Origin of the sequence: Sphingomonas sp. SAFR-052 (assembly GCF_051965015.1) — a bacterium.
Classification (GTDB): Bacteria; Pseudomonadota; Alphaproteobacteria; order Sphingomonadales; family Sphingomonadaceae; genus Sphingomonas.
The window spans coordinates 293,665-313,498 of sequence record NZ_JBQCMO010000006.1; the positions used below are offsets into that span (position 1 = coordinate 293,665).

At 65.9% G+C, this 19,834-nt stretch carries 16 protein-coding genes, 1 tRNA gene and 1 riboswitch; of the genes, 13 read left to right on the forward strand and 4 right to left on the reverse strand.

Going from position 1 to position 19,834, the window contains the following annotated elements:
* Positions 1–45 precede the first annotated feature (45 nt).
* The 6 genes from ACTHQV_RS12790 to ACTHQV_RS12815 all read left to right on the forward strand — a co-directional run bounded on the left by ACTHQV_RS12790 (position 46) and on the right by ACTHQV_RS12815 (position 6,648).
* Complete coding sequence (locus ACTHQV_RS12790) at positions 46–696, forward strand: hypothetical protein (protein ID WP_440490756.1); 651 nt, start codon at positions 46–48, stop codon at positions 694–696.
* A gap of 107 nt (positions 697–803) precedes the next feature.
* A riboswitch (glycine riboswitch) is annotated at positions 804–892 on the forward strand.
* Between the two features lie 171 nt (positions 893–1,063).
* Positions 1,064–2,257 (forward strand): glycine cleavage system aminomethyltransferase GcvT, encoded by a 1,194-nt coding sequence (gene gcvT / locus ACTHQV_RS12795; protein ID WP_440490757.1) that lies wholly within the window; start codon positions 1,064–1,066, stop codon positions 2,255–2,257.
* A 14-nt stretch (positions 2,258–2,271) separates the two neighbouring features.
* Positions 2,272–2,643 carry a glycine cleavage system protein GcvH gene (gene gcvH / locus ACTHQV_RS12800; RefSeq protein ID WP_056394777.1) on the forward strand — a complete coding sequence of 124 codons (372 nt, stop codon included), beginning with the start codon at positions 2,272–2,274 and terminating at the stop codon, positions 2,641–2,643.
* A gap of 174 nt (positions 2,644–2,817) precedes the next feature.
* The gene (gcvPA, locus tag ACTHQV_RS12805) at positions 2,818–4,176 is read left to right on the forward strand and encodes an aminomethyl-transferring glycine dehydrogenase subunit GcvPA (protein WP_440490758.1); all 1,359 of its coding nucleotides are present in this window, start codon (positions 2,818–2,820) and stop codon (positions 4,174–4,176) included.
* Entirely contained in the window at positions 4,173–5,747 is a 1,575-nt protein-coding gene (gcvPB, locus tag ACTHQV_RS12810; protein WP_440490759.1) for an aminomethyl-transferring glycine dehydrogenase subunit GcvPB, read from the forward strand. Before gcvPA ends, gcvPB begins: the two co-directional genes overlap by 4 nt.
* Positions 5,748–5,796: 49 nt before the next feature.
* The gene (locus ACTHQV_RS12815; protein ID WP_440490760.1) at positions 5,797–6,648 is read left to right on the forward strand and encodes a formate/nitrite transporter family protein; all 852 of its coding nucleotides are present in this window, start codon (positions 5,797–5,799) and stop codon (positions 6,646–6,648) included.
* Here the strand turns inward: ACTHQV_RS12815 and ACTHQV_RS12820 are convergent.
* The gene (locus ACTHQV_RS12820) at positions 6,645–7,541 is read right to left on the reverse strand and encodes a DMT family transporter (RefSeq protein ID WP_440490761.1); all 897 of its coding nucleotides are present in this window, start codon (positions 7,539–7,541) and stop codon (positions 6,645–6,647) included. The genes ACTHQV_RS12815 and ACTHQV_RS12820 overlap by 4 nt on opposite strands.
* 237 nt (positions 7,542–7,778) lie before the next feature.
* Between ACTHQV_RS12820 and ACTHQV_RS12825 the strand changes: the two genes are divergently transcribed.
* Together ACTHQV_RS12825 and ACTHQV_RS12830 are read left to right on the forward strand one after the other, a co-directional pair.
* Positions 7,779–7,955, forward strand: coding sequence for a hypothetical protein (locus tag ACTHQV_RS12825; protein WP_440490762.1), 177 nt, complete (start codon positions 7,779–7,781; stop codon positions 7,953–7,955).
* A 52-nt stretch (positions 7,956–8,007) separates the two neighbouring features.
* A complete protein-coding gene (locus ACTHQV_RS12830) occupies positions 8,008–9,540 on the forward strand; it encodes an aminoacyl--tRNA ligase-related protein (protein WP_440490764.1) in 1,533 nt (510 codons plus the stop codon).
* Between the two features lie 139 nt (positions 9,541–9,679).
* On the opposite strand, the gene ACTHQV_RS12835 is transcribed toward ACTHQV_RS12830, so the two are convergent.
* Positions 9,680–10,153 carry a DUF3597 domain-containing protein gene (locus ACTHQV_RS12835; protein ID WP_440490765.1) on the reverse strand — a complete coding sequence of 158 codons (474 nt, stop codon included), beginning with the start codon at positions 10,151–10,153 and terminating at the stop codon, positions 9,680–9,682.
* Between the two features lie 109 nt (positions 10,154–10,262).
* On the opposite strand from ACTHQV_RS12835, the gene ACTHQV_RS12840 reads away from it, so the two are divergent.
* Both ACTHQV_RS12840 and ACTHQV_RS12845 read left to right on the forward strand, forming a co-directional pair.
* Positions 10,263–12,509 (forward strand): ribonuclease R family protein, encoded by a 2,247-nt coding sequence (locus tag ACTHQV_RS12840; protein WP_440490766.1) that lies wholly within the window; start codon positions 10,263–10,265, stop codon positions 12,507–12,509.
* Between the two features lie 94 nt (positions 12,510–12,603).
* Positions 12,604–13,872 (forward strand): methyl-accepting chemotaxis protein, encoded by a 1,269-nt coding sequence (locus ACTHQV_RS12845; protein WP_440490768.1) that lies wholly within the window; start codon positions 12,604–12,606, stop codon positions 13,870–13,872.
* Between the two features lie 222 nt (positions 13,873–14,094).
* On the opposite strand, the gene ACTHQV_RS12850 is transcribed toward ACTHQV_RS12845, so the two are convergent.
* Positions 14,095–15,873, reverse strand: coding sequence for an ABC transporter transmembrane domain-containing protein (locus ACTHQV_RS12850; protein WP_440490770.1), 1,779 nt, complete (start codon positions 15,871–15,873; stop codon positions 14,095–14,097).
* A gap of 219 nt (positions 15,874–16,092) precedes the next feature.
* On the opposite strand from ACTHQV_RS12850, the gene ACTHQV_RS12855 reads away from it, so the two are divergent.
* Positions 16,093–17,325: a polyhydroxyalkanoate depolymerase gene (locus ACTHQV_RS12855; protein WP_440490772.1), complete on the forward strand. Its 1,233-nt coding sequence runs from the start codon at positions 16,093–16,095 to the stop codon at positions 17,323–17,325.
* A gap of 56 nt (positions 17,326–17,381) precedes the next feature.
* On the opposite strand, the gene ACTHQV_RS12860 is transcribed toward ACTHQV_RS12855, so the two are convergent.
* Positions 17,382–17,861 carry a pyridoxamine 5'-phosphate oxidase family protein gene (locus tag ACTHQV_RS12860; RefSeq protein WP_440490773.1) on the reverse strand — a complete coding sequence of 160 codons (480 nt, stop codon included), beginning with the start codon at positions 17,859–17,861 and terminating at the stop codon, positions 17,382–17,384.
* Positions 17,862–17,986: 125 nt separating this feature from the next.
* Here ACTHQV_RS12860 and ACTHQV_RS12865 point away from each other — a divergent pair.
* Both ACTHQV_RS12865 and ACTHQV_RS12870 read left to right on the forward strand, forming a co-directional pair.
* A tRNA-Gln gene (locus ACTHQV_RS12865) sits at positions 17,987–18,061 on the forward strand.
* A gap of 1,425 nt (positions 18,062–19,486) precedes the next feature.
* Positions 19,487–19,762, forward strand: coding sequence for a hypothetical protein (locus ACTHQV_RS12870; RefSeq protein ID WP_440490774.1), 276 nt, complete (start codon positions 19,487–19,489; stop codon positions 19,760–19,762).
* Positions 19,763–19,834 lie beyond the last annotated feature (72 nt).

A 19,834-nucleotide genomic window follows, 5' to 3' on the forward strand; every position in this document is an offset into this window, starting at 1 on the left:
GGAGGAGCGGCATCGCCGCACCCGTGCATAAGGTATCGTGTTCCCGTGACCCTCCGCAAAACTGCCGCCATCGCCGCCGTCGCCGTCCTGACGCTGAGCGGATGCAAGCGTACCGGCGAACTCGACGTGACGCAGGGCGTCGGCATTTCGGCGGTGCGATCGGCCTGCCCGGTGGCGGGCGTACCGGCGGGGACCGGCGACATCACGCTGTTCGACCCGCCCGCCAGCCGTGAGGCGAAGGCGATCGACGTCGTCGCGACGCTGACCAATCTGCGCGCGAACTGTGCCGAGGGCGCCGACACGATCAACAGCACGCTGACCTTCGACGTGCAGGCGCGGCGCAACAATGTGCAGGGCGCGCGGACGGTGACGCTCCCCTATTTCGTGACGGTGGTCCGCGGCGGCACGCAGGTCGTGTCGAAGCGGGTGGGTCAGGTGACGCTCAACTTCGCCGATGGGCAGGCGCGCGCGCAGGCACAGGGGCAGGGAAGCGCGATCGTCGACCGCGCCGCCGCGACGCTGCCGCAGGAGACCCGCGACCAGATCAATCGCCGCCGCAAGCCCGGAGACCAGGACGCGGCGATCGACCCGCTTTCCGATCCGGCGGTGCGGCAGGCGGTGCTCGCCGCGACGTTCGAGGCGCTGGTCGGATTCCAGCTGACCGACGAACAGCTGAAGTATAACGTCACGCGGTGACGCAGGGGGAGGGTGGGTCGGGTGCCGATAGCGCACCATTCCCGCATTCCCGATTGACTAATCCCGGTGCCCGAGCCAGAGCTTCGGCATCGACAGGCTTACAGCCGACGCCATGCGCGGGAGAGTGCGGAGCAGTCCGCCGCCGAAGGAGCAACCGCCCCGGAATCTCTCAGGCAACAGGGACCGCGCGGTGGCACAAGATACTCTGGAAAGCGTCGCGGCCCCAACGGCCGGACCACCGAAGGGGTAAGCCGGGCCAGTCCCCGTGCGAAAGCTCTCAGGTTCCGTGACAGAGGGGGCGACGACCGAACCGGCACATCCGTGTCGTCGGCCGTCGTTGGACCTATGCACGAAGGACCTGGCGCATATGAGCGATACCGCCCCGAACAGCGAACCCGCCCACGAACTGCGCGCCGATGGCAGCGATCCGGTCGAGGAACTGCCGCCGCAGACCCTGCCGCTAGACGCATGGCACCGCGCGAAGGGCGGGCGGATGGTCCCGTTCGCGGGCTATACGATGCCGGTCCAGTATGAAGGCATCATGGCCGAACATCTGTGGACGCGCGACAGCGCCGGGCTGTTCGACGTCAGCCATATGGGCCAGTTGCTGATCCACGGTCCCGACGCGACCGCCGCGCTGGAATCGCTGCTGCCGGGCGACCTGAAGATCCTGAAGCCCGCCAAGATGCGCTATTCGCTGCTGCTCGACGAGCAGGGCGGCATCCTCGACGACCTGATGGTCACGCGGTTGGGCAGCGAACAGCCTTTCGGCGAGGTCGAGGGCGACGACGCCTTCTACATGGTCGTCAACGGTGCGACCAAGTACGACGATATCGGCCATCTGCGCGAGCACCTCGCCGACGAGATCACGCTCAACCATCTCGACGACCGCGCGCTGCTGGCGTTGCAGGGGCCGAAGGCGGTCGATGCGCTGGATCGCATCCTGCCCGGCGTCGCCGCACTGACGTTCATGACCGCCGGTACGTTCGATTGGAATGGCCATGCGCTGTGGGTCAGCCGCTCGGGCTATACCGGCGAGGACGGCTATGAGATTTCGCTGCCCGAGGATGCCGCCACCGCCTTCGCCGATGCGATCAGCGCCGAACCGGAGGTGAAGCCGATTGGCCTCGGCGCGCGCGACTCGCTGCGGCTGGAGGCCGGGTTGCCGCTCTATGGTCACGACCTCGGCCCCGACACCACGCCGGTCGCCGCCGATCTCGGCTTTGCGCTGTCGAAGCGGCGGCGCGAGGAAGGTGGCTTTCCGGGTGCCGAACGCATCCTCGCCGAACGCGCGGCAGGTCCGGAAACGAAGCGGATCGGCCTGATTATCGAGGGCCGCCAGCCGGTGCGCGAGGGTGCCGAGGTGATCGATGCCGATGACAAGGTCGTCGGCCGCGTCACCTCCGGCGGGTTCGCGCCGAGCATTTCCGCGCCGATCGCCATGGCCTATTGCCCGCCGGCGCTGGCCGAAGCCGGAACCGTCCTGCTGCGCCAGCGTGGCAAGGTGCATGCGGCACGCGTCGTGCCGATGCCGTTCGTCCCCCATCGTTACGTCCGCTAAAGGGAGCTTGTCGGATGAGCCGTTATTTCACGCAGGAACATGAATGGATCGAGGTCGACGGTGAAGTCGCGACCGTCGGCATCACCGAATATGCCGCCGGGCAATTGGGCGACATCGTGTTCGTCGACGTGCCCGAAGAGGGCAAGCAGCTGACCAAGGGCGACGACGCCGCCGTCGTCGAATCGGTCAAGGCCGCATCGGACGTCTATACCCCGGCATCGGGCACCGTGCTGGAAGGCAACACTGCGCTCGCCGACAACCCCGCTTTGGTCAACGAGGACCCCGAGGGCGAGGGCTGGTTCTTCAAGCTGACGCTGCGCGACGACAGCGAGCTGGGCGAGCTGATGGACGAGGACAAATACGCCGCCTACGTCGCGCGGCTGTAACGGATCAGCCCCCTGCCGTTCGTGCTGAGTAGGGGCTGAGCGCAGTCGAAGACCCGTATCGAAGCACTGGTCCTTCGATACGCCATTTCGACTTCGCTCAATGGCTACTCAGGACGAACGGGGGAGGCGGTCAGCATTCTCGGCCCGCCCCACGGCGGACCAACAAGGACCATCATGCGCTATCTTCCCCTGACCCCGACCGACCGCGCCGACATGCTTGCCGTCATCGGTGCCGACAGCATCGACGACCTGTTCGTCGACGTCCCCGAATCCGCGCGGCTCGACGGGCCGGTGCCGGGCCTGCCCAACCATGCCAGCGAACTGGCGGTCGAGCGGCATCTGTCGGCGCTGGCGGCGAAGAATGTCGCGGCGGGGTCGGTGCCGTTCTTCCTCGGCTGCGGCGCGTACCGCCATCATGTGCCGGCCAGCGTCGATCACCTGATCCAGCGCGGCGAGTATCTGACCGCCTATACGCCGTACCAGCCGGAAATCGCGCAGGGCACGCTCCAGATGCTCTTCGAATTCCAGAGCCAAGTCGCGCGGCTGCTGGGCTGCGACGTTGCCAATGCGTCGATGTATGACGGGTCGACCGCCTGCTGGGAAGCGGTGACGATGGCTCGCCGGGTGACGCGCAAGGCGAAGGCGGTGTTCTCGGGCGGGGTGCATCCGCACTATGTCTCGGTCGCCAACACCATGGCGAAGTTCACCGGCGACGTGCTCGACACGACCCAGCCATGGCTGGTCGCCGAGACCGATGACGACCGGCTGATCGAGAAGATCGATGCCGATACCTCGTGCGTCGTCGTGCAATATCCCGACATCCTCGGCCGCATCCCCGATCTGCAGCGCATTGCCGATGCGGCGCATGCGGTGAAGGCGCTGCTGATCGCGGTCGTGACCGAGCCGGTCGCGCTGGGCGCGATCGAGGCACCGGGCAATCTCGGCGCCGATATTGTCGTCGGCGAAGGCCAGTCGCTGGGCGTCGGGCTGCAATTCGGCGGCCCCTATGTCGGGCTGTTCGCCTGTTCGGAAAAGCTGGTGCGGCAGATGCCGGGGCGGCTGTGCGGCGAGACGGTCGATGCCGAAGGCAAGCGCGGCTTCGTGCTGACGCTTTCGACGCGCGAACAACATATCCGCCGCGAAAAGGCGACGTCGAACATCTGCACCAATTCGGGGCTGTGCGCCCTCGCCTTCTCGATCCACCTGACGCTGTTGGGGGAAAAGGGGCTGCGGCAACTGGCCGAGGTCAACCATGCCAAGGCGTGCGCCGCCGCCGATCGGCTGGCGCAGGTGCCGGGCGTCGAGCTGGTCAATGACAGCTTCTTCAACGAATTTACACTGAAGCTGCCGACCGAAGCGCGGCCGGTGGTGCGTGAACTGGCCGATCGCGGCGTGCTGGCGGGCGTATCGCTCGGCCGGCTGTATCCGGGCGAGGACGGCCTCGCCAACGGGTTGGTCGTGGCGGTGACCGAGACGGTGACCGAGGAAGATATCGAAGCGCTGGCGACGGCGCTCACGGAGGTACTGGCATGAGCGTGAACCAGAGCGGCTGGCGTCCGGAAATGGGCGAGGCTTTGGCGCAGCAGCAGGCGACCTTCACCGGCAACCGCGCGCTGATGCTCGAAGAGGCGCTGATCTTCGAGATCGGCTCGGCGGAAACGACCGGCGTCGATATCGACGAGGCACCCAAGGTCGCGTCGCGGCTCGGCAACCACGCCCGGAAGAGCGCGATCGGCCTGCCCGGCCTGTCGGAGCCGGAGGCGGTGCGCCACTATACCCGCCTGAGCCGGCAGAATTACGCGATCGACCTCGGCCTGTTCCCGCTCGGGTCGTGCACGATGAAGCACAATCCGCGCCTGAACGAGCGGATGGCGCGGCTGCCCGGTTTCGCCGATCTTCACCCGCTCGGCCCGATCGACACGGTGCAGGGCGCGCTGGAGGTGATTCATCAGCTCGCGCACTGGCTGGTCACGCTGACCAACATGGATTCGGTCGCGATGAGCCCCAAGGCCGGCGCGCATGGCGAGCTGTGCGGCATCCTCGCGATCAAGGCGGCGCTGGAGAAGCGCGGCGAGGGGCATCGCAAGGTCATCCTGGTTCCCGAAAGCGCGCACGGCACCAACCCGGCCACGGCGGCGTTCGCGGGCTTCACCGTTAAGGACATTCCGGCGACCGCCGACGGGCGCGTCGATACGCAGACGCTGAAGGACCGGCTGGGTCCCGACGTCGCCGGCGTCATGATCACCAACCCGAACACCTGCGGGCTGTTCGAACGCGACCTGAAGGAAATTTCCGACGCGGTCCATGCGGCGGGCGGTTACGTCTATTGCGACGGCGCGAACTTCAACGCGATCGTCGGGCGGGTGCGCCCGGGTGATCTCGGCGTCGATGCGATGCACATCAACCTGCACAAGACCTTTTCGACCCCGCATGGCGGCGGTGGTCCGGGGTCGGGGCCGGTCGTGTTCTCGAAGGCGCTGACCCCGTTCGCGCCCTTGCCCTTCGTCGAGCAGCAGGACGGCCGCTTCGTGCTGGTCGAGGAAGAGACGGCGGGCGAGCATCATGCCGACAGCTTCGGCCGGATGGTCGCCTTCCATGGTCAGATGGGCATGTTCACCCGCGCGCTGAGCTACATCCTCAGCCACGGTGCGGACGGCCTGAAGCAGGTGTCGGAAGATGCGGTGCTGAACGCCAACTATGTCCTGCGCAGCCTCGAGGGCACGCTCGACGCGCCGTTCGGGGGCAGCGGGCCCTGCATGCACGAGGCGCTGTTCAGCGATGCGAACCTTGCGCAAGGCTTCTCGACGCTCGACGTGGCCAAGGGGCTGATCGACGAGGGCTATCACCCGATGACGGTGTATTTCCCGCTGGTCGTCCACGGCGCGATGCTGGTCGAACCGACCGAGACCGAGAGCAAGGCGGCGCTCGACCAGTTCATCGGCGCGCTCAAGTCGGTCGGCGAACGCGCCAAGGCGGGCGATACCGCCCTGAAATCTGCGCCGCACTTCGCCCCACGCCGTCGCCTCGACGAGACGCTGGCGGCGCGCAAGCCGGTGCTGGCGTGGAAGGAACCGGCGGCACCGGTCGCGCAAGCGGCGGAGTAACGAGTCGGCCGAAGGAACCGCCGCAACCACCGGCGGTTCCCAATGGTCTATGGCCGATCCGCAACCCGCTGCATCCGATACCGATGACGAAGAACAGAAGGTCGCGCTCAATCCCGAACAGGAGGAGGTGGTCGACGATCGCCGTGCCGCGTCCGCGCTGATCGTCCACGAAGTCGTGCGGCGACAGGGCATCGAGGAGCTGGAACGCCCGGCCGCCTCGCTGATGTGGTCCGGGATCACCGCGGGCATCGCGATCGGCCTGTCGCTGCTGGGCAAGGCGGTGATGGAAACCGCGGTTCCTGCCGGACCGTGGACGCCGCTGCTCCAGTCGCTGGGCTATGCGATCGGGTTCGTCGTTGTGATCCTTGGCCGGATGCAGCTGTTCACCGAAAGCACGCTGTCGGCGGTGCTGCCGCTGGCGACCGATCCGTCGGCGCGAAATCTGGCGCGGACGCTCCGGCTATGGGGCATCGTGCTGCTTGCCAACCTGATCGGCACCTTTGCCTTTGCCGGCTTCGCGATGCTCGGTGGGCTCGGAGTCGAACAGGCACGCGAACTGGTTGAGGTCAGCGGCGTGGTACTGAAACATGTCGGCATGGAAGGCTTTCTGGCGGGCATTCCATCCGGCATCCTGCTGGCGAGCGTCGTATGGTGCCTGCCGAGCGTGGAAGGGCAGAAGGTCACGCTGATCGTGCTGCTTACCGGGCTGATCGATCTTGGCGGCTTTGCGCACGTCGTCGCCGGATCGGCCGAGATGTGGGTGCTGCTGCTAAACGGCGATCTGGGGCCGGCCGGGGCGCTGGCCTTCTTCTTCCCCGTCCTGTTCGGCAATATCGTCGGCGGCAGCGTGTTGTTTGCGCTGCTCGCCCATGCGCAGGTCCGCGGAGAGATCGAGAATTAATCCTCCTCGACCATCGAGCGCACCTGTTGCTTGCCGAGGCGATGTTCACGCCACACGATGAACAACCCGCTGGCGATGATGATCGGCGCGCCGGCCCAGGTCATCGGCGTCGGCAGCACCCCGAACAGCAGCCAGCCATAGATGGTCGCCCAGAGCAGCCCCGAATAGTCCATCGGAACCACCGTCGCCACCGGTGCGGCGCGCGATGCGGCGGTCAGCGCGATCTGGCCCATCCCGCCGACTATGCCGATCGCGATCAGGTTCACCCAGGTCAGCCAGTCGTGCGAGCGGATGTGGAAGGCATAGGCGCAGGCGATGAACGGTAGCGTCAGTGTCGAGAACCAGAACACGGTCGTTCCCGCCGGTTCGTCACGCAACTGGCGCAGCGCGATCGCGACCAGCGCGACGAACAGCGCCGCCATCAATCCCACGAACGCGCCGAACAGGGGGACGTGCGAACTGCCCGGTTGCGCCACCACCAGCACCCCGACAAAACCGATCAGCACCGCGCTCCACCGCTGCCAACCCGTAGGTTCGCGCAGCACCAGTGCGCCGAGCAGCGTCGCGAAGATCGGCACGGTGAACTGGAACGTCGTCGCTTCGGCCAGCGGCAGCAACAGCACTGCGCCGAAGGTGAAGACCATGCCGACGAGCCCGATCATCGACCGGGTCAGATGCCCCTTGATCCGCGTCGTGCGCAGCGATTTGAGCCCTGGGCCGGCCGCCACGAACCCCAGCACGATCGGCAGCGCACACAGCTGGCGATAGAACATCGTCTCGGGCAGCGACGCGCCGCGCGTCTCGGCCAGCTTCACCAGCGCGGACATGGTGGACAAGAAGAAGATGGCGAGCAGGCGAAGCGCCAGGCCCTTGAGTACGCGGTCGCCGGGCATGGGGCGCACCTACAGCCTGTCGCGCATCGACGCCACCCCATGCGGACCGGCGCGAAGATTGCGCGGTCGCGACCGGAGAGAAGCGGCAGAAACCGCTAACCATGATTGCCCTGCCGAGCGCGACCGAGCGGGCGGTGCTGCCGCGGCCACGCGATTTGCCGATCGGTCGCGTACGCGCAGCGGCAAGGAAAGCGGGGGTAAGACAAGGGGATAGCAGTCGATCCCGGAGCATCGCCCATGAAATACGACAAGGACATTCATCGTTTAGCCGATATCGAGGTCTTTCCGATCGAACGGATCGTGCGCCGTGCCGATCGCGATCCGCTGCGCCCGCGCGCGACCCTGCTGGTCTGGCTCGCCATCGCGATCCTGCCATGGATCGTTATCGTCGCGCTGGTCATGCACGGCGGCTGAGCCGCGTATCGCCGCTTGGCGAACGGCCCCCTTTGCCGCTATCGCGCGGTCCATGAAGCACGCTCTCAACGTCACGCGCGAACAGGATTTCGCCGCCTGGTATCAAGCCGTCATCACCGAGGCCGATCTGGCCGAGGAATCGGGGGTGCGCGGGTGCATGGTCATCCGGCCATGGGGCTATGGCATCTGGGAGCGGATCCAGCGCCTGCTCGACGACCGGATCAAGGCGACAGGGCATGAGAATTGCTATTTTCCGCTGTTCATCCCGCTCTCCTATTTCGAGAAGGAGGCCGAGCATGTCGACGGTTTCGCCAAGGAGATGGCGGTCGTCACCCATCACCGGCTGGTGGCGGACGGCAAGGGCGGGCTGACCCCCGACCCGGAAGCGAAGCTGGAGGAGCCGCTGGTCGTGCGCCCGACGAGCGAGACGGTGATCGGCACCGCCTTCTCGCGCTGGGTCCAGTCGTGGCGCGACCTGCCGGTGCTGATCAATCAGTGGGCGAACGTCGTCCGCTGGGAAATGCGCACCCGCATGTTCCTGCGCACCGCCGAATTCCTGTGGCAGGAGGGGCATACCGCCCATGCCACGGCGGACGAGGCGCGCGACGAGACGCTCAAGATGCTCGAAGTTTATCGCGAGTTCGCCGAAACCTGTCTCGGCCTGCACGTGATCGCGGGTGAGAAGCCGGAGAATGAGCGCTTCCCCGGCGCGGTCGCGACCTATAGCATCGAAGCGATGATGCAGGACGGCAAGGCGCTGCAGGCGGGCACCTCGCACTTCCTCGGCACCAATTTCGCCCATGCCCAGAACATCCGCTTTCAGAATGCCGAGGGGCAGTTCGAACACGCCAACACGACCAGCTGGGGCGTATCGACACGGATGATCGGTGGGGTCATCATGGTCCATGGCGACGATGACGGGCTGCGCGTGCCGCCCGCGATCGCGCCGTGGCAGGTGGTGATTGTGCCGATGCTGCGCGACGCGCCCGAGGACGAGCCGTTGATCGCCTATTGCCGCGAATTGCAGGCGTCGCTGGCCAAGCAGACCGCGCTTGGCGAACCGGTGCGCGCGCTGCTCGACCTGAAACTCGCCAAGGCCGCGAACAAGCGCTGGGGCTGGGTGAAGAAGGGCGCGCCGGTGATCGTCGAGGTCGGCGGGCGCGACATGGCCGGCGGCAATGTATCGGTGGTGCGCCGGGACCGGCTGTACCGCGCCGATGGCAAGCTGGATTCGCAGGTCGTGCCGCGGGACGATTTCGCCGCTGCCATCGGCGAGACGCTGGCCAATATTCAAGCGACGCTGCTGGCACAGTCGACCGAGCGGCTGCGGGCGGAAATCGTGCCGGTCGATGATTGGGCCGGTGTCGAGGCCCATTTCGCCGAGGGCATCAAGAATCCCGGCTGGGTCGATGTCCGCTGGTCGAAGCCGACCGGCGATGCGCTCGAGAAGGTCGTGCAGCGGCTGAAGGCGTTGAAGCTGACGATCCGCAACGCGCCGCTCGGCCAGACCGGCTGCGACGACGGCCCGTGCGTGTTCACCGGGGAGCCGGCCGTGGAACGAGTGCTGATTGGTCGGGCTTACTGACCGACTCCCTCTCCCCCGAGGGGGAGAGGGATGCGAAGACTTAGGCTTTGCGCAGCAAAGACTTAGTCGTAGCTGGGAGCGGGGCTGCGCTCGCTAGCGAGCGCGCGAGCCACAGGCTCGCCTGGCTCCCCCAAAAGCGTCAGTCCTTCAACGACTCCGGCACCTGCCCACCGGCCTTGCCGAGTTCCTGCAACACCGCGCGGTGCAGCCAGATGTTCATCTCGGCGCTGCCGTCCTTCGCGCCGGTATAACCGAGTTCGGTCGCCAGTTCCTTGCGATTGTCGAGGCTGGAATCGAGATCGAGCAGTTTCATCAGGTCGACGATCGACGTCCGCCAGTTGAGCGGCGGATTGCCCTTTTGCTGCGCGATCCGTTCGATTGCGACCATCGGATCGACCGGTTGCGGCGCGGCGGGGGCGGCGGGCGCAACCGGTGCAGGCGCAGGCGCGACGGGCGCCGTGGGGGCAGGGGCGGGCGCATGCTGCTGCGTCGGGGCGGGGGCCGGCGTCGGTTGCGGCGCGGGCGCTTCTTTCTTCTTCCCCAGATAATTGTCGCCGAACGGACCGCCATCCTTCCCGAAAATCTGCGTCTTGATGCGTTCGAAGATGCCCATGTCCGTCTCCAGTTGAAATATGCTTCGCCGCTAACGGACGGGCGGCGGATCGGCTCCCATGGGCAATACGCCATTGGTCTAGCGCGCCGAGCATCCTATGTCCTGCACGATGGTACGCACCAAAACGCCGCCCGGCCTGCCCACCCGCGAGCAGATCCTCGACTTCATCCAGACGTCCGACACCCCGGCGGGCAAGCGCGAGATCGCCCGTGCCTTCGGCCTGTCGGCGCAGCAGAAGATTACGTTGAAGGCGCTGTTAAAGGATATGGCCGATGAAGGGCTGATCGACAGCGCCCCCGGCCGTGCCTTTCACAAGATGGGCGGGTTGCCCAAGGTGACGGTGCTGCGCGTGGCCGACGTCGATGATGGCGGTAATGTGTGGGCGGTACCAGAGCGGTGGGAGGCGGAGACGCCGCCGCCACGCGTACGGGTTCGCGAACGCGGGCGGCGCAGCGCGCTGGGCGTCGGCGATCGCATCCTTGCGCGGACCGAGGAGGCCGGATCGGGCTGGGCGGCCTATCCGATGAAGAAGCTCGACCGCGCCGCCGAAGCGGTGCTGGGCGTGTTGCGTGCCGAGGGCGACAAGCTGTGGCTGCAGGGCGTCGACAAGAAGGAGCGCCGCGAAGTGCCGGTGACCGATGCCGGCGGTGCCGCGCCCGGCGATCTGGTGCTGGCGGCGCTGGGCGGCCGCCCCCCGCGCATCACCGCGCGCGTGGTCGAGCGGCTGGGCGATCCGTTCGAGGCGCGCAGCTTCTCGCTGATCGCGATCCACAAGCACGGCATTCCCGACGTGTTTTCGGACGAGGTGCTGGCCGAGGCGAAGCAGGTCGCCGCCTATCCGCTCGGCGACGACCGCGAGGACCTGCGCCATCTGCCGATCGTAGCGATCGACCCGATCGACGCGCGCGACCATGACGACGCGGTCTGGGCCAGCCCCGACGACAGCGACGACAATGACGGCGGCTGGCGCGCGATCGTCGCCATCGCCGACGTGTCCTTCTATGTCCGCCCCGGCTCCGAGCTCGACAAGTCGGCACGCTCGCGCGGCAACAGCGTCTATTTCCCCGACCGGGTCGTGCCGATGCTACCCGAAATCCTGTCGGCCGATGTGTGTTCGCTGAAGGCCGGGCAGGATCGCGCGGCGCTGGTATGTCACCTGACCATCGCGAAGGACGGAAAGCTCAAGGACTGGCGCTTCACCCGCGCCGTCATCCGCGTTGCCGCCAACATCGCCTATGAACATGCGCAGGCGGCGATCGACGGGGTCGAGGATACGCCAGCGCCGCACGACCTGATCGATGGCGCGCTGAAACCCCTGTGGAACTGTTGGGCGGCGCTGGCCGAGGCACGCGCGCATCGCGAGCCGCTCGACCTCGATCTGCCCGAACGGCGGATCGTGCTCGACGAGAAGGGCCGCATCCTGTCGGTTGCGCCGCGCGAACGATTGGATTCGATGCGGCTGATCGAAGATTTCATGATCGCCGCCAACGTCGCCGCCGCCAAGGCGCTGGAGGCGAAGAAGGCGCCGGTCATGTACCGGGTCCACGAACCGCCGACGCGTGAGAAGCTGGTGGCGCTGAAGGACTATCTCGAAACGTTCGACGTGCCGTTCGCGCTGGGCCAGGTGATCCGCCCGGCGACGTTCAACCATGTGCTCGAACGGATCGGCGAGGCGGACTTCAAGCCGCAGGTGATGGAGCAGATCCTGCGCACCCAGACCCAGGCGTTTTACGGCCCGCAGAATCATGGCCATTTCGGCCTCAGCCTCGGCAGCTATGCGCACTTCACCTCGCCAATCCGCCGCTATGCCGACCTGCTCGTCCATCGCTCGCTGGTCGGCAGCTATGGTCTGGGCGAAGGCGCGCTGCCCGCCGACGACGCGGCGAACATGGAACGGGTGGGCGAGGCGATCAGCGGCCTCGAACGCCGCGCGATGGAGGCGGAGCGCGAGACCGTCGACCGCTATGTCGCCGCCTATCTGGCCGAACATGTCGGCACGGTGATGGAGGCACGGATCACCGGCGTCGCTAGTTTCGGCTTCTTCGCCACGGTTGAGGGCGTGGGCGGCGACGGGCTGGTCCCCGCCCGCGACCTCGGCAGCGAATATTTCCGCTTCGACGAAAGCTCGCAGTCGTTGATCGGCGATCATAGCGGCGAGACGTTCAGCGCGGGACAGCGCCTCCCGCTGCGGCTGGCGGAGGCGAACCCGGTGTCGGGGGCGCTGCGCTTCGAACTGCCGGACGGCAAGGGGTCGGCCGGCGGCAGCGGCCATGACCGGCGCAAGGGCCCGCCGCCGCGCGTGCTCAAGCGCCGCGGCCGCCCCGCCAATATCCGCCATCAGGGGCGCAAGCGCTAACGCCCGGAAAGTTGCAAAAAAACCGGGCGTGTCATCGCGCTGTCACGCCCGGTTAGCCCCCGGTTTACCCTGTGGCACCTACTTCGTGCGGGCGATGACCTGTCTCTCCCGCCTCGATCCCGTTATCACCACCGACCATCTGACCATCGGGCAGGATGCGACGCTGACCGCGATCGTCGACCGGTTTCGCGCGCATCACGACCTGCGGCTGCTGGCGGTGCTGGATGCGCAGCGCCGCCCGGTGGGGGTGCTGCGCGAGGTCGATATCCGCGAACTGCTGTTCAATCCGTTCGGCCATGCGCTGCTCGGCAATCCAAGCTTCGGCAGCGGCATCGCGCGGCTGCTACGGCAGGCGACGATCGCCGATGCCGACACGCCGCTCCCCGAACTGGTCGGGCTGCATAGCGATGACGGCGTCGTGTTGGTCCGCGACGGGGTGTTCGCGGGGCTGCTCGATGCGACGCGGCTGTTGCGGATGGCGGCGCGCTGGCACGGCGACATGGCGGTCGCGGCGCGCAGCCGGGCGCAGCGGGTGGGGGAGGCGGCGCAGGCCTTCGAAACCGGGATCACGCGGCTGTCGGGCGATATCGGCGCGGCCTGCATCGCGATCGGGCAGGTCGCCGCCGATCTCGACCGGCGGGCGGCGACGACCCGCGGCGGGGCGATGTCGGTCGCGTCGGCCGCGCACCAGACGGCGCAGGGCATGGTCGATATCGAACGGCGCGGCCACGCGCTGTCGGCATCGTTCCAACGCATCACCCGCGACACCGAACAGGCCGACCGGCTGCGCCGTGACGCCGGCGACCTGGTCGACCGCAATCGCGGCCATGTCCAGTCGCTGTCCGACGTCGCGACCACGATCGAGGCGATGCTCGACCTGATCCGCGGCCTCACCAAACAGACCAATTTGCTGGCGCTGAACGCCGGGATCGAGGCGGCACGCGCGGGCGCGGCAGGGCAGGGCTTCGCCGTTGTCGCGGGCGAGGTGAAGTCGCTCGCCCGTCAGACCGAACACGCCGCTGGCGACATCGCCGGTCGCGTCGACGCCGCCCGCGCGTTGCTGAACGACGTGGCGGGCGGACAGCGCGCGGTCCAGTCCGCCATCGCCGCGATCGGCGCGATCACCACGACCATCGCAACTGCCGTCGCCGCCGAACGCGACACGACCCGCGCGATCGCGGTGCGGGTCGAGGAAGCGCGCGGTGCGGGTGCCGATATCGATGCGCGGGCCAGCGGCATCGCCCCGGCAGCGGACGGGATCGGCGATCAGGCCGGCGCGCTGACGCGGCTGGTCGGCGGCCTTACGACGCTCAGTACGCAGTTGCGGGGGCGGGCAGCGGAACTGGTTGCGGCGGTGGCGTAGGTTAGGTGCGCCAACCGTTATCCCATCCGTTCGGTTCGAGCAGCTTCGAGCTTGTCGAGAAGCGTCCGTCGAGAACGCCGGCATTTGAGGAACCCCGTTCTCGACTACGGTTCTCGACAGGCTCGAACCTGCGCTCGAACCGAACGGATAAGGAAAAGCGCCGGGGTCGGGCGCGACCGTGGCGCAGTAATAGCTCGAACCGAACGGATAGGGGAAAGCCCCTCAACCCGCCTCGTGAAACTGCAAATTCGCCAGCCGCGCATACAGCCCGCCCTGCGCGATCAGTTCGCCATGCCGTCCGGTCTCGACGATCCGGCCATGGTCCATGACGATGATCCGCGACGCCGCGCGCACCGTCGCCAGCCGGTGCGCGATCACCAGCGTCGTACGATCGGCCATCAGCCGGTCGAGCGCATCCTGCACCAGCCGCTCGCTTTCGGCATCCAGTGCCGAGGTCGCTTCGTCGAGCAGCAGGATCGGCGCATCGCGCAACAGCGCGCGCGCGATCGCCACCCGCTGTCGCTGCCCGCCCGACAGCCGCGCCCCGCCTTCGCCCAGAAACGTGTCGAGCCCGTCGGGCAGTGCGCGCAGGAAGCTGGTGGCATTGGCCGCCTCGGCCGCCGCCCATAGCTGTTCGTCGCTCGCGTCCCAGCGGCCATAGCGCAGATTGTCGCGGGCGGAGGCGGCGAAGATCACCGTCTCCTGCGGCACCATCGCGATCCGCGCGCGCACCGCTTCGGGATCGGCATCGCGGACGTCGATCCCGTCGACCGCGACCACCCCCGATGCCGGGTCGTAGAATCGCTCGACCAACTGGAACAACGTCGATTTGCCCGCGCCCGACGGCCCGACCACCGCCACTGTCTCGCCCGGCGTCACGTCGAGGGTGAAGTCGGCCAGCGCCGCCACGTCGGGCCGGGTCGGATAATGGAAGGTGACGCCCTGGAACGACAGCGCGCCGCGTGCCGGTTCGGGCAGCGCCACCGGCCGTGGCGGCGCGGCGATCACCGGCCGCTGCGCCAGCAATTCGGCCAGCCGCCCGGCCGCACCGCTGGCGCGGATCAGGTCGCCATAGACTTCGGTCAGCGCGCCGAACGACCCGGTGACCAGCGCGGAGGTCAGGACGAAGGCGGTGATCGCGCCGCCGGTCGTCCGTCCCGCCGCGACGTCGCTGACCGCGTCCCACATGATGAGCGTGATGGCGGCAAACAACATGCCGATGACGAACGCGGTCATGATCGCGCGGGTGGCGAAGCGTTTTTTGGCGGTTTCGAAGCCGCGATCGACGGCGGCTTCGAACCGGTCGCCTTCGCGCCCCTGTTGTCCGAACGCCTGCACGATCTTCATCGCGCCCAGCGTTTCCGATGCGACCGATCCGATATCGGCGATGCGGTCCTGGCTGGATCGCGACAATTTGCGCACCCGCCCGCCCAGCCACATGATCGGCAGCACGATCACCGGGATACCGACGATCAGGTACAGCGTCAGCTTGGGTTGCAGCGTGAAGAGGTACAGCACCCCGCCGACCCCGACCAGCAGGTTGCGCAGCGCGACCGATACCGTCGTGCTGACGATCCCTTCGACGATCGCGGTATCGGCGGTCAGGCGCGATGCGATTTCGGACGGGCGGTTTTCCTCGAAATAACCGGGTGATAGCGTCAACAGGTTGCGATGTACCGCCAGTCGCAGGTCGGCGACGGTCCGCTCGCCCAGCCACGACACGAAATAGAAGCGCCCGGCCGTCGCCACCGCCAGGATGACGACTACGCCCAGCAGCCCCTCGAAATAGGTGCCGATCCGACCGGGGTCCGCGCCCATCGCGAACCCGTTGTCGACGACCTTTTGAAAGGTACGCGGAATCCACAGCGTCGCAATCGCCGCGGTCACCAACGACACCAGCGCGCCGACCAGTTGCAACTTGTATCGGATGGTGAAACGCCAGACGAGCCGGAGCGCCGGCAGCATCTTCGAACGGTCGGGGGCGGGGGCCGGATCTGCCATGGCGCGCGGCTTAGCGATTGTCGGGGGCGACCGCAAAGGGAACCTCCGGGCCGCTTCGTTGCTTTCACGTATCGAAGGATGCGGTGCTCCGTATCGCCCATGCGCTTTCAGCGCAGGGTCAGCTATGGCGTACAACGTTCGGAGCGTTGCCGATGGCAACGAATCGCTATATTTTTACTGGTACGGGTGTTCCCCGTCAGACCAGTCTCGGGGTGCCCCATGTTGTACGACGCTTATGAATGGCAACGCTCGTTGCTCGCCGGTGCCAGCGCGATGGCGAATTTCAACGCCGGCCTGCTTCAGAACCCCAGCAACCCCTTCGCCTATTTCGGCGGCGGTCCGGTGCTCGGCTCGGCGCTGGCGGTGTTCGCCCATGCCGCCGCCCCGCGCGGCAAGCCGGCCTTCGACCTGACCAGCACGACGGTCGATGGCAGGCAGGTGGCGGTGCGCGAGGAGATCGTGCTGCGCCGCCCCTTCGGACAACTCAAGCGCTTCGTTCGCGACGGCGTCGAAGGCGGACCGAAGCTGCTGATCGTCGCGCCGATGAGCGGCCATTATGCGACGCTGTTGCGCGGTACGGTCGAACGGATGCTGCCGTCGGCCGACGTCTACATCACCGACTGGCGCGATGCGAAGCTGGTGCCGCCGTCCGACGGGCGTTTCGACCTCGACGATTATATCGACTACGTCATCGCGTTCCTCGAAAAGATCGGCGAGACTGGCGATGCTCGCGCGCATGTGTTGGCGGTGTGCCAGCCCTCGGTGCCGGTCTATGCCGCGACGGCACTGATGGGGGCGGACCAACATCCCAACCGTCCGCGCACGCTGACCATGATGGGCGGGCCGATCGACACGCGTGAGGCGCCGACCGCGGTCAATACGCTCGCGACCGAACGGCCGCACGCCTGGTTCGAACAGAATGTCATCGCGACCGTGCCGATGACCTATCCGGGTGCCGGCCGCCGCGTCTATCCGGGCTTCCTGCAACTTGCCGGTTTCATGAGTATGAACCTCGGCAGCCACATGATCTCTCATTGGGAGATGTTCAAGCATCTGGTGCAGGGCGATGGCGAAGGCGCCGGCGCGACCCAGCGTTTCTACGACGAATATCGCGCGGTGTGCGACATGACCGCCGAATTTTATCTCCAGACGATCGACATCGTGTTCCAGACCCATGCCCTGCCCGAAGGGACGATGCGCCATCGCGGCCGTCCGGTCGATCCGGGCGCGATCACCGACACCGCGTTGCTGGCGATCGAGGGCGAGCGCGACGATATTTCCGGGCTGGGTCAGACCCGCGCCGCGCTGACGCTGGCGGCCGGCTTGTCGGACGAGCTGAAGCAGTATCACATGGCCCCCGAAGTCGGCCATTACGGTATCTTCAACGGCTCCAAATGGCGCAACCGCATCGCGCCGGTGCTGGAGGAATGGATCGTCCGCCACAACGGCTGATCGAACTGCCGTTGGAGCGAGGCGGGGCGGGGGCGCGAACCCCCGCCCTTTTCGTATCAGACGTCGACCTTGGCGTGGCTGCCGGCTTCGTCGCCGCCCTTGATCGTTTGGCCGGTGAACATCTTCAGCTTGCCGAGCAGCGACTGGTCGGTTTCCCAGATTTCGGCGCTGTCGAGGTCGAAGCGCAGCATCAGCAACGACGGGTCCTGCCGGCCCTGTTCGTACCAGGCTTCCACCTGCTTCGACCAATATTTGTCGATGACGGCGGGGTCGCTTTCCTCGGTCAGCGTGCCGGCGATGCAGGCGAACAGGTCATGGCCCTTGGCGACGAACTGCACCATCGCCGAGCCACCCTCGGCCGCGCGGTTGTCGCGCTTGGTATAGAACCAGAATTCGCTGTGCGCGTCTTCGTCGAGCACCGCATACATCGGTTCAGAATGCTGGTGCTTGCCGGTCAGCCCGAGCATCACATAGGGGCTGGCCGCCATCGCCTTCCACATGGCTTCGCGGATTTCGGCGGGGCTCTTGGTCGACATCGGCTTTCCTTCTTGGCTGTGCCCCGCCTCAACGACCCAGAGCGGACAGGTTTCCCGCACAAACCCGGTTGCATGACAACGCCAATCCCCCTAGTGCCTCGCTCCACCGCGCAACCCGCGGTCGCTGGGGCGTCGCCAAGCGGTAAGGCACCGGTTTTTGGTACCGGCATTCGTAGGTTCGAATCCTGCCGCCCCAGCCATTCTAAAAATACCTATTAAAAACAACACCTTAGCTGTTGTGTTGTAGCGGTGTTATGTAGCAGTTGCTGTAGCAGTATGACCGGTCGAAAAAGTGGAATCAGAGCGGCGCGTTCTCTCGAAGCAGCTCGGTTACGACGCGATCGAAAAATCCTGAGATTTCTGCGGGTCCGAACGGCGCAAGCGCATTCTCTACGACGTATCCTGCGTATGCCGTCTGAGCCGCTATCAGTATATGTTGGGAAGCTCGGGGAGAGGCGGCACGCGACTGTAAACCTGTTTCCGGTAGAAACGCAGCCGGATGGGAGGGCAATGCCAGCCTGGGACGACCTTTCTCGTTGGATGAAGGTTCAGATGGCTGTCATGGTCATGCATGAATGGTCGTTTCAAACATTCAATATCCGTATTCATCCTAAGCTCGAATCCCGATGGTTATCCGAGGGTCGTGATCCGCGGATTATGATGCGTGACCGTATCCGGCGTGAGTTTGATCGGAGGGTTCGACCGAACCTCGATTGGTTCTTCGTGATTGAGGGATGGAGCCCGCGTCATGGTCCGACTTACTTGCACGTCCACGGCGGAGCGGCGAGCTACGAGATAGATGACGATAAAAAGATCATGATTGCTGTCAGTCGAGCAGCTGGTCACGGTATCAGGGGCTACGAGAATGTTCCACGAGCAACGCACGGTGTGCCTTTCACGCGCCACACTGCGGGGTACGTCGACTATTTGTTCAAGGCCTCTCGAAAGGCAGATCCTCGGCTATCGGAACGACGTCTCACGATGTCCCGAGCAATGACTGGGGGCGCTCGCGCCTTCTGGGCATTGATTACGGGAAGGCCTGAATAAGATCCGTCCGTCGGTTGACACCCATGGTCTCGAGACGCATTTCAAATGCAACGTCTACGCAATCAGAAAGCGACTCCAGTGCAGACCGTTCGTATTCCCGCAGACCGGCAAGAGTTCGAAGCTCGCCCTCGGCTGGACGTCGATCGCAAGGCGCTTCGGAAGGCGATGAACGAGAAGTACAAGAACACCCTGGCGTATCTTGGTCATTGAGCCTGCGTAGCTGACGATCGATAACATCACCGACATTCACGACGAGCGACTAGCCACCTTCGGCGGGCCAGCCGGTGTCAAAGACGTCGGGTTCGTCGAGACTGCCCTAGCGTTCATAAGTGATAGTTAGATTAAGATCTTCTTACGGAACGCTATACCTCCTGTGGCGGTGAGCTCCCCCGCCCCATCGGCAGAAGGCGTTCATACGGGGCGCTCAGACGTGCGCGGTTCATCGAAGCCTTACAGGGTCGTTAGGCTGCTAGAATGCGCTTAGAGGGGTTCTCAGGGGGTTCTAGAGCTATTGCCCACCCGCTTCCCGACCTCTCGTCGTGCATGGTGCTTTCATCGTCAACGAAGCGAGATGAAAGATGCACCTTTACCAGATTACTGCGACCGGCAACGATCCAATGGCGGTCTTCGCCGAAAGCTACCCGACGGCGGTGGAGATCTTTATGACGTGGTGGCTCATTAACGAAGGCGGCGAGCTACCGGACCTAGAGGTCAAGCGTAGGAATCCCAATTGGCCGAGCATCAACCAACGCCATCTCGAAGAAGCGATGGCAATCGGTATGTCCGGTATTGGTCAGTACAAAGCAGGGGTTGGCTGGACAATCTCGCCTCCCGCATTGGTAGGTCCGTCGTGAGCTGCCCCCTTCTGAGTGGTCCATCGACTATGACAGTCTGGACCAAGGAAGGGACAACGAATGCCTTCGAAG

Coding starts and splice junctions, on each gene's coding strand:
- gcvT (WP_440490757.1), top strand. CDS start 1,064: ATGAGCGATACCGCCCCGAACAGCGAACCCGCCCACGAACTGCGCGCC.
- gcvH (WP_056394777.1), top strand. CDS start 2,272: ATGAGCCGTTATTTCACGCAGGAACATGAATGGATCGAGGTCGACGGT.
- gcvPA (WP_440490758.1), top strand. CDS start 2,818: ATGCGCTATCTTCCCCTGACCCCGACCGACCGCGCCGACATGCTTGCC.
- gcvPB (WP_440490759.1), top strand. CDS start 4,173: ATGAGCGTGAACCAGAGCGGCTGGCGTCCGGAAATGGGCGAGGCTTTG.
- ACTHQV_RS12815 (WP_440490760.1), top strand. CDS start 5,797: ATGGCCGATCCGCAACCCGCTGCATCCGATACCGATGACGAAGAACAG.
- ACTHQV_RS12820 (WP_440490761.1), bottom strand. CDS start 7,541: ATGCCCGGCGACCGCGTACTCAAGGGCCTGGCGCTTCGCCTGCTCGCC.
- ACTHQV_RS12825 (WP_440490762.1), top strand. CDS start 7,779: ATGAAATACGACAAGGACATTCATCGTTTAGCCGATATCGAGGTCTTT.
- ACTHQV_RS12830 (WP_440490764.1), top strand. CDS start 8,008: ATGAAGCACGCTCTCAACGTCACGCGCGAACAGGATTTCGCCGCCTGG.
- ACTHQV_RS12835 (WP_440490765.1), bottom strand. CDS start 10,153: ATGGGCATCTTCGAACGCATCAAGACGCAGATTTTCGGGAAGGATGGC.
- ACTHQV_RS12840 (WP_440490766.1), top strand. CDS start 10,263: ATGGTACGCACCAAAACGCCGCCCGGCCTGCCCACCCGCGAGCAGATC.
- ACTHQV_RS12845 (WP_440490768.1), top strand. CDS start 12,604: ATGACCTGTCTCTCCCGCCTCGATCCCGTTATCACCACCGACCATCTG.
- ACTHQV_RS12850 (WP_440490770.1), bottom strand. CDS start 15,873: ATGGCAGATCCGGCCCCCGCCCCCGACCGTTCGAAGATGCTGCCGGCG.
- ACTHQV_RS12855 (WP_440490772.1), top strand. CDS start 16,093: ATGTTGTACGACGCTTATGAATGGCAACGCTCGTTGCTCGCCGGTGCC.
- ACTHQV_RS12860 (WP_440490773.1), bottom strand. CDS start 17,861: ATGTCGACCAAGAGCCCCGCCGAAATCCGCGAAGCCATGTGGAAGGCG.
- ACTHQV_RS12870 (WP_440490774.1), top strand. CDS start 19,487: ATGCACCTTTACCAGATTACTGCGACCGGCAACGATCCAATGGCGGTC.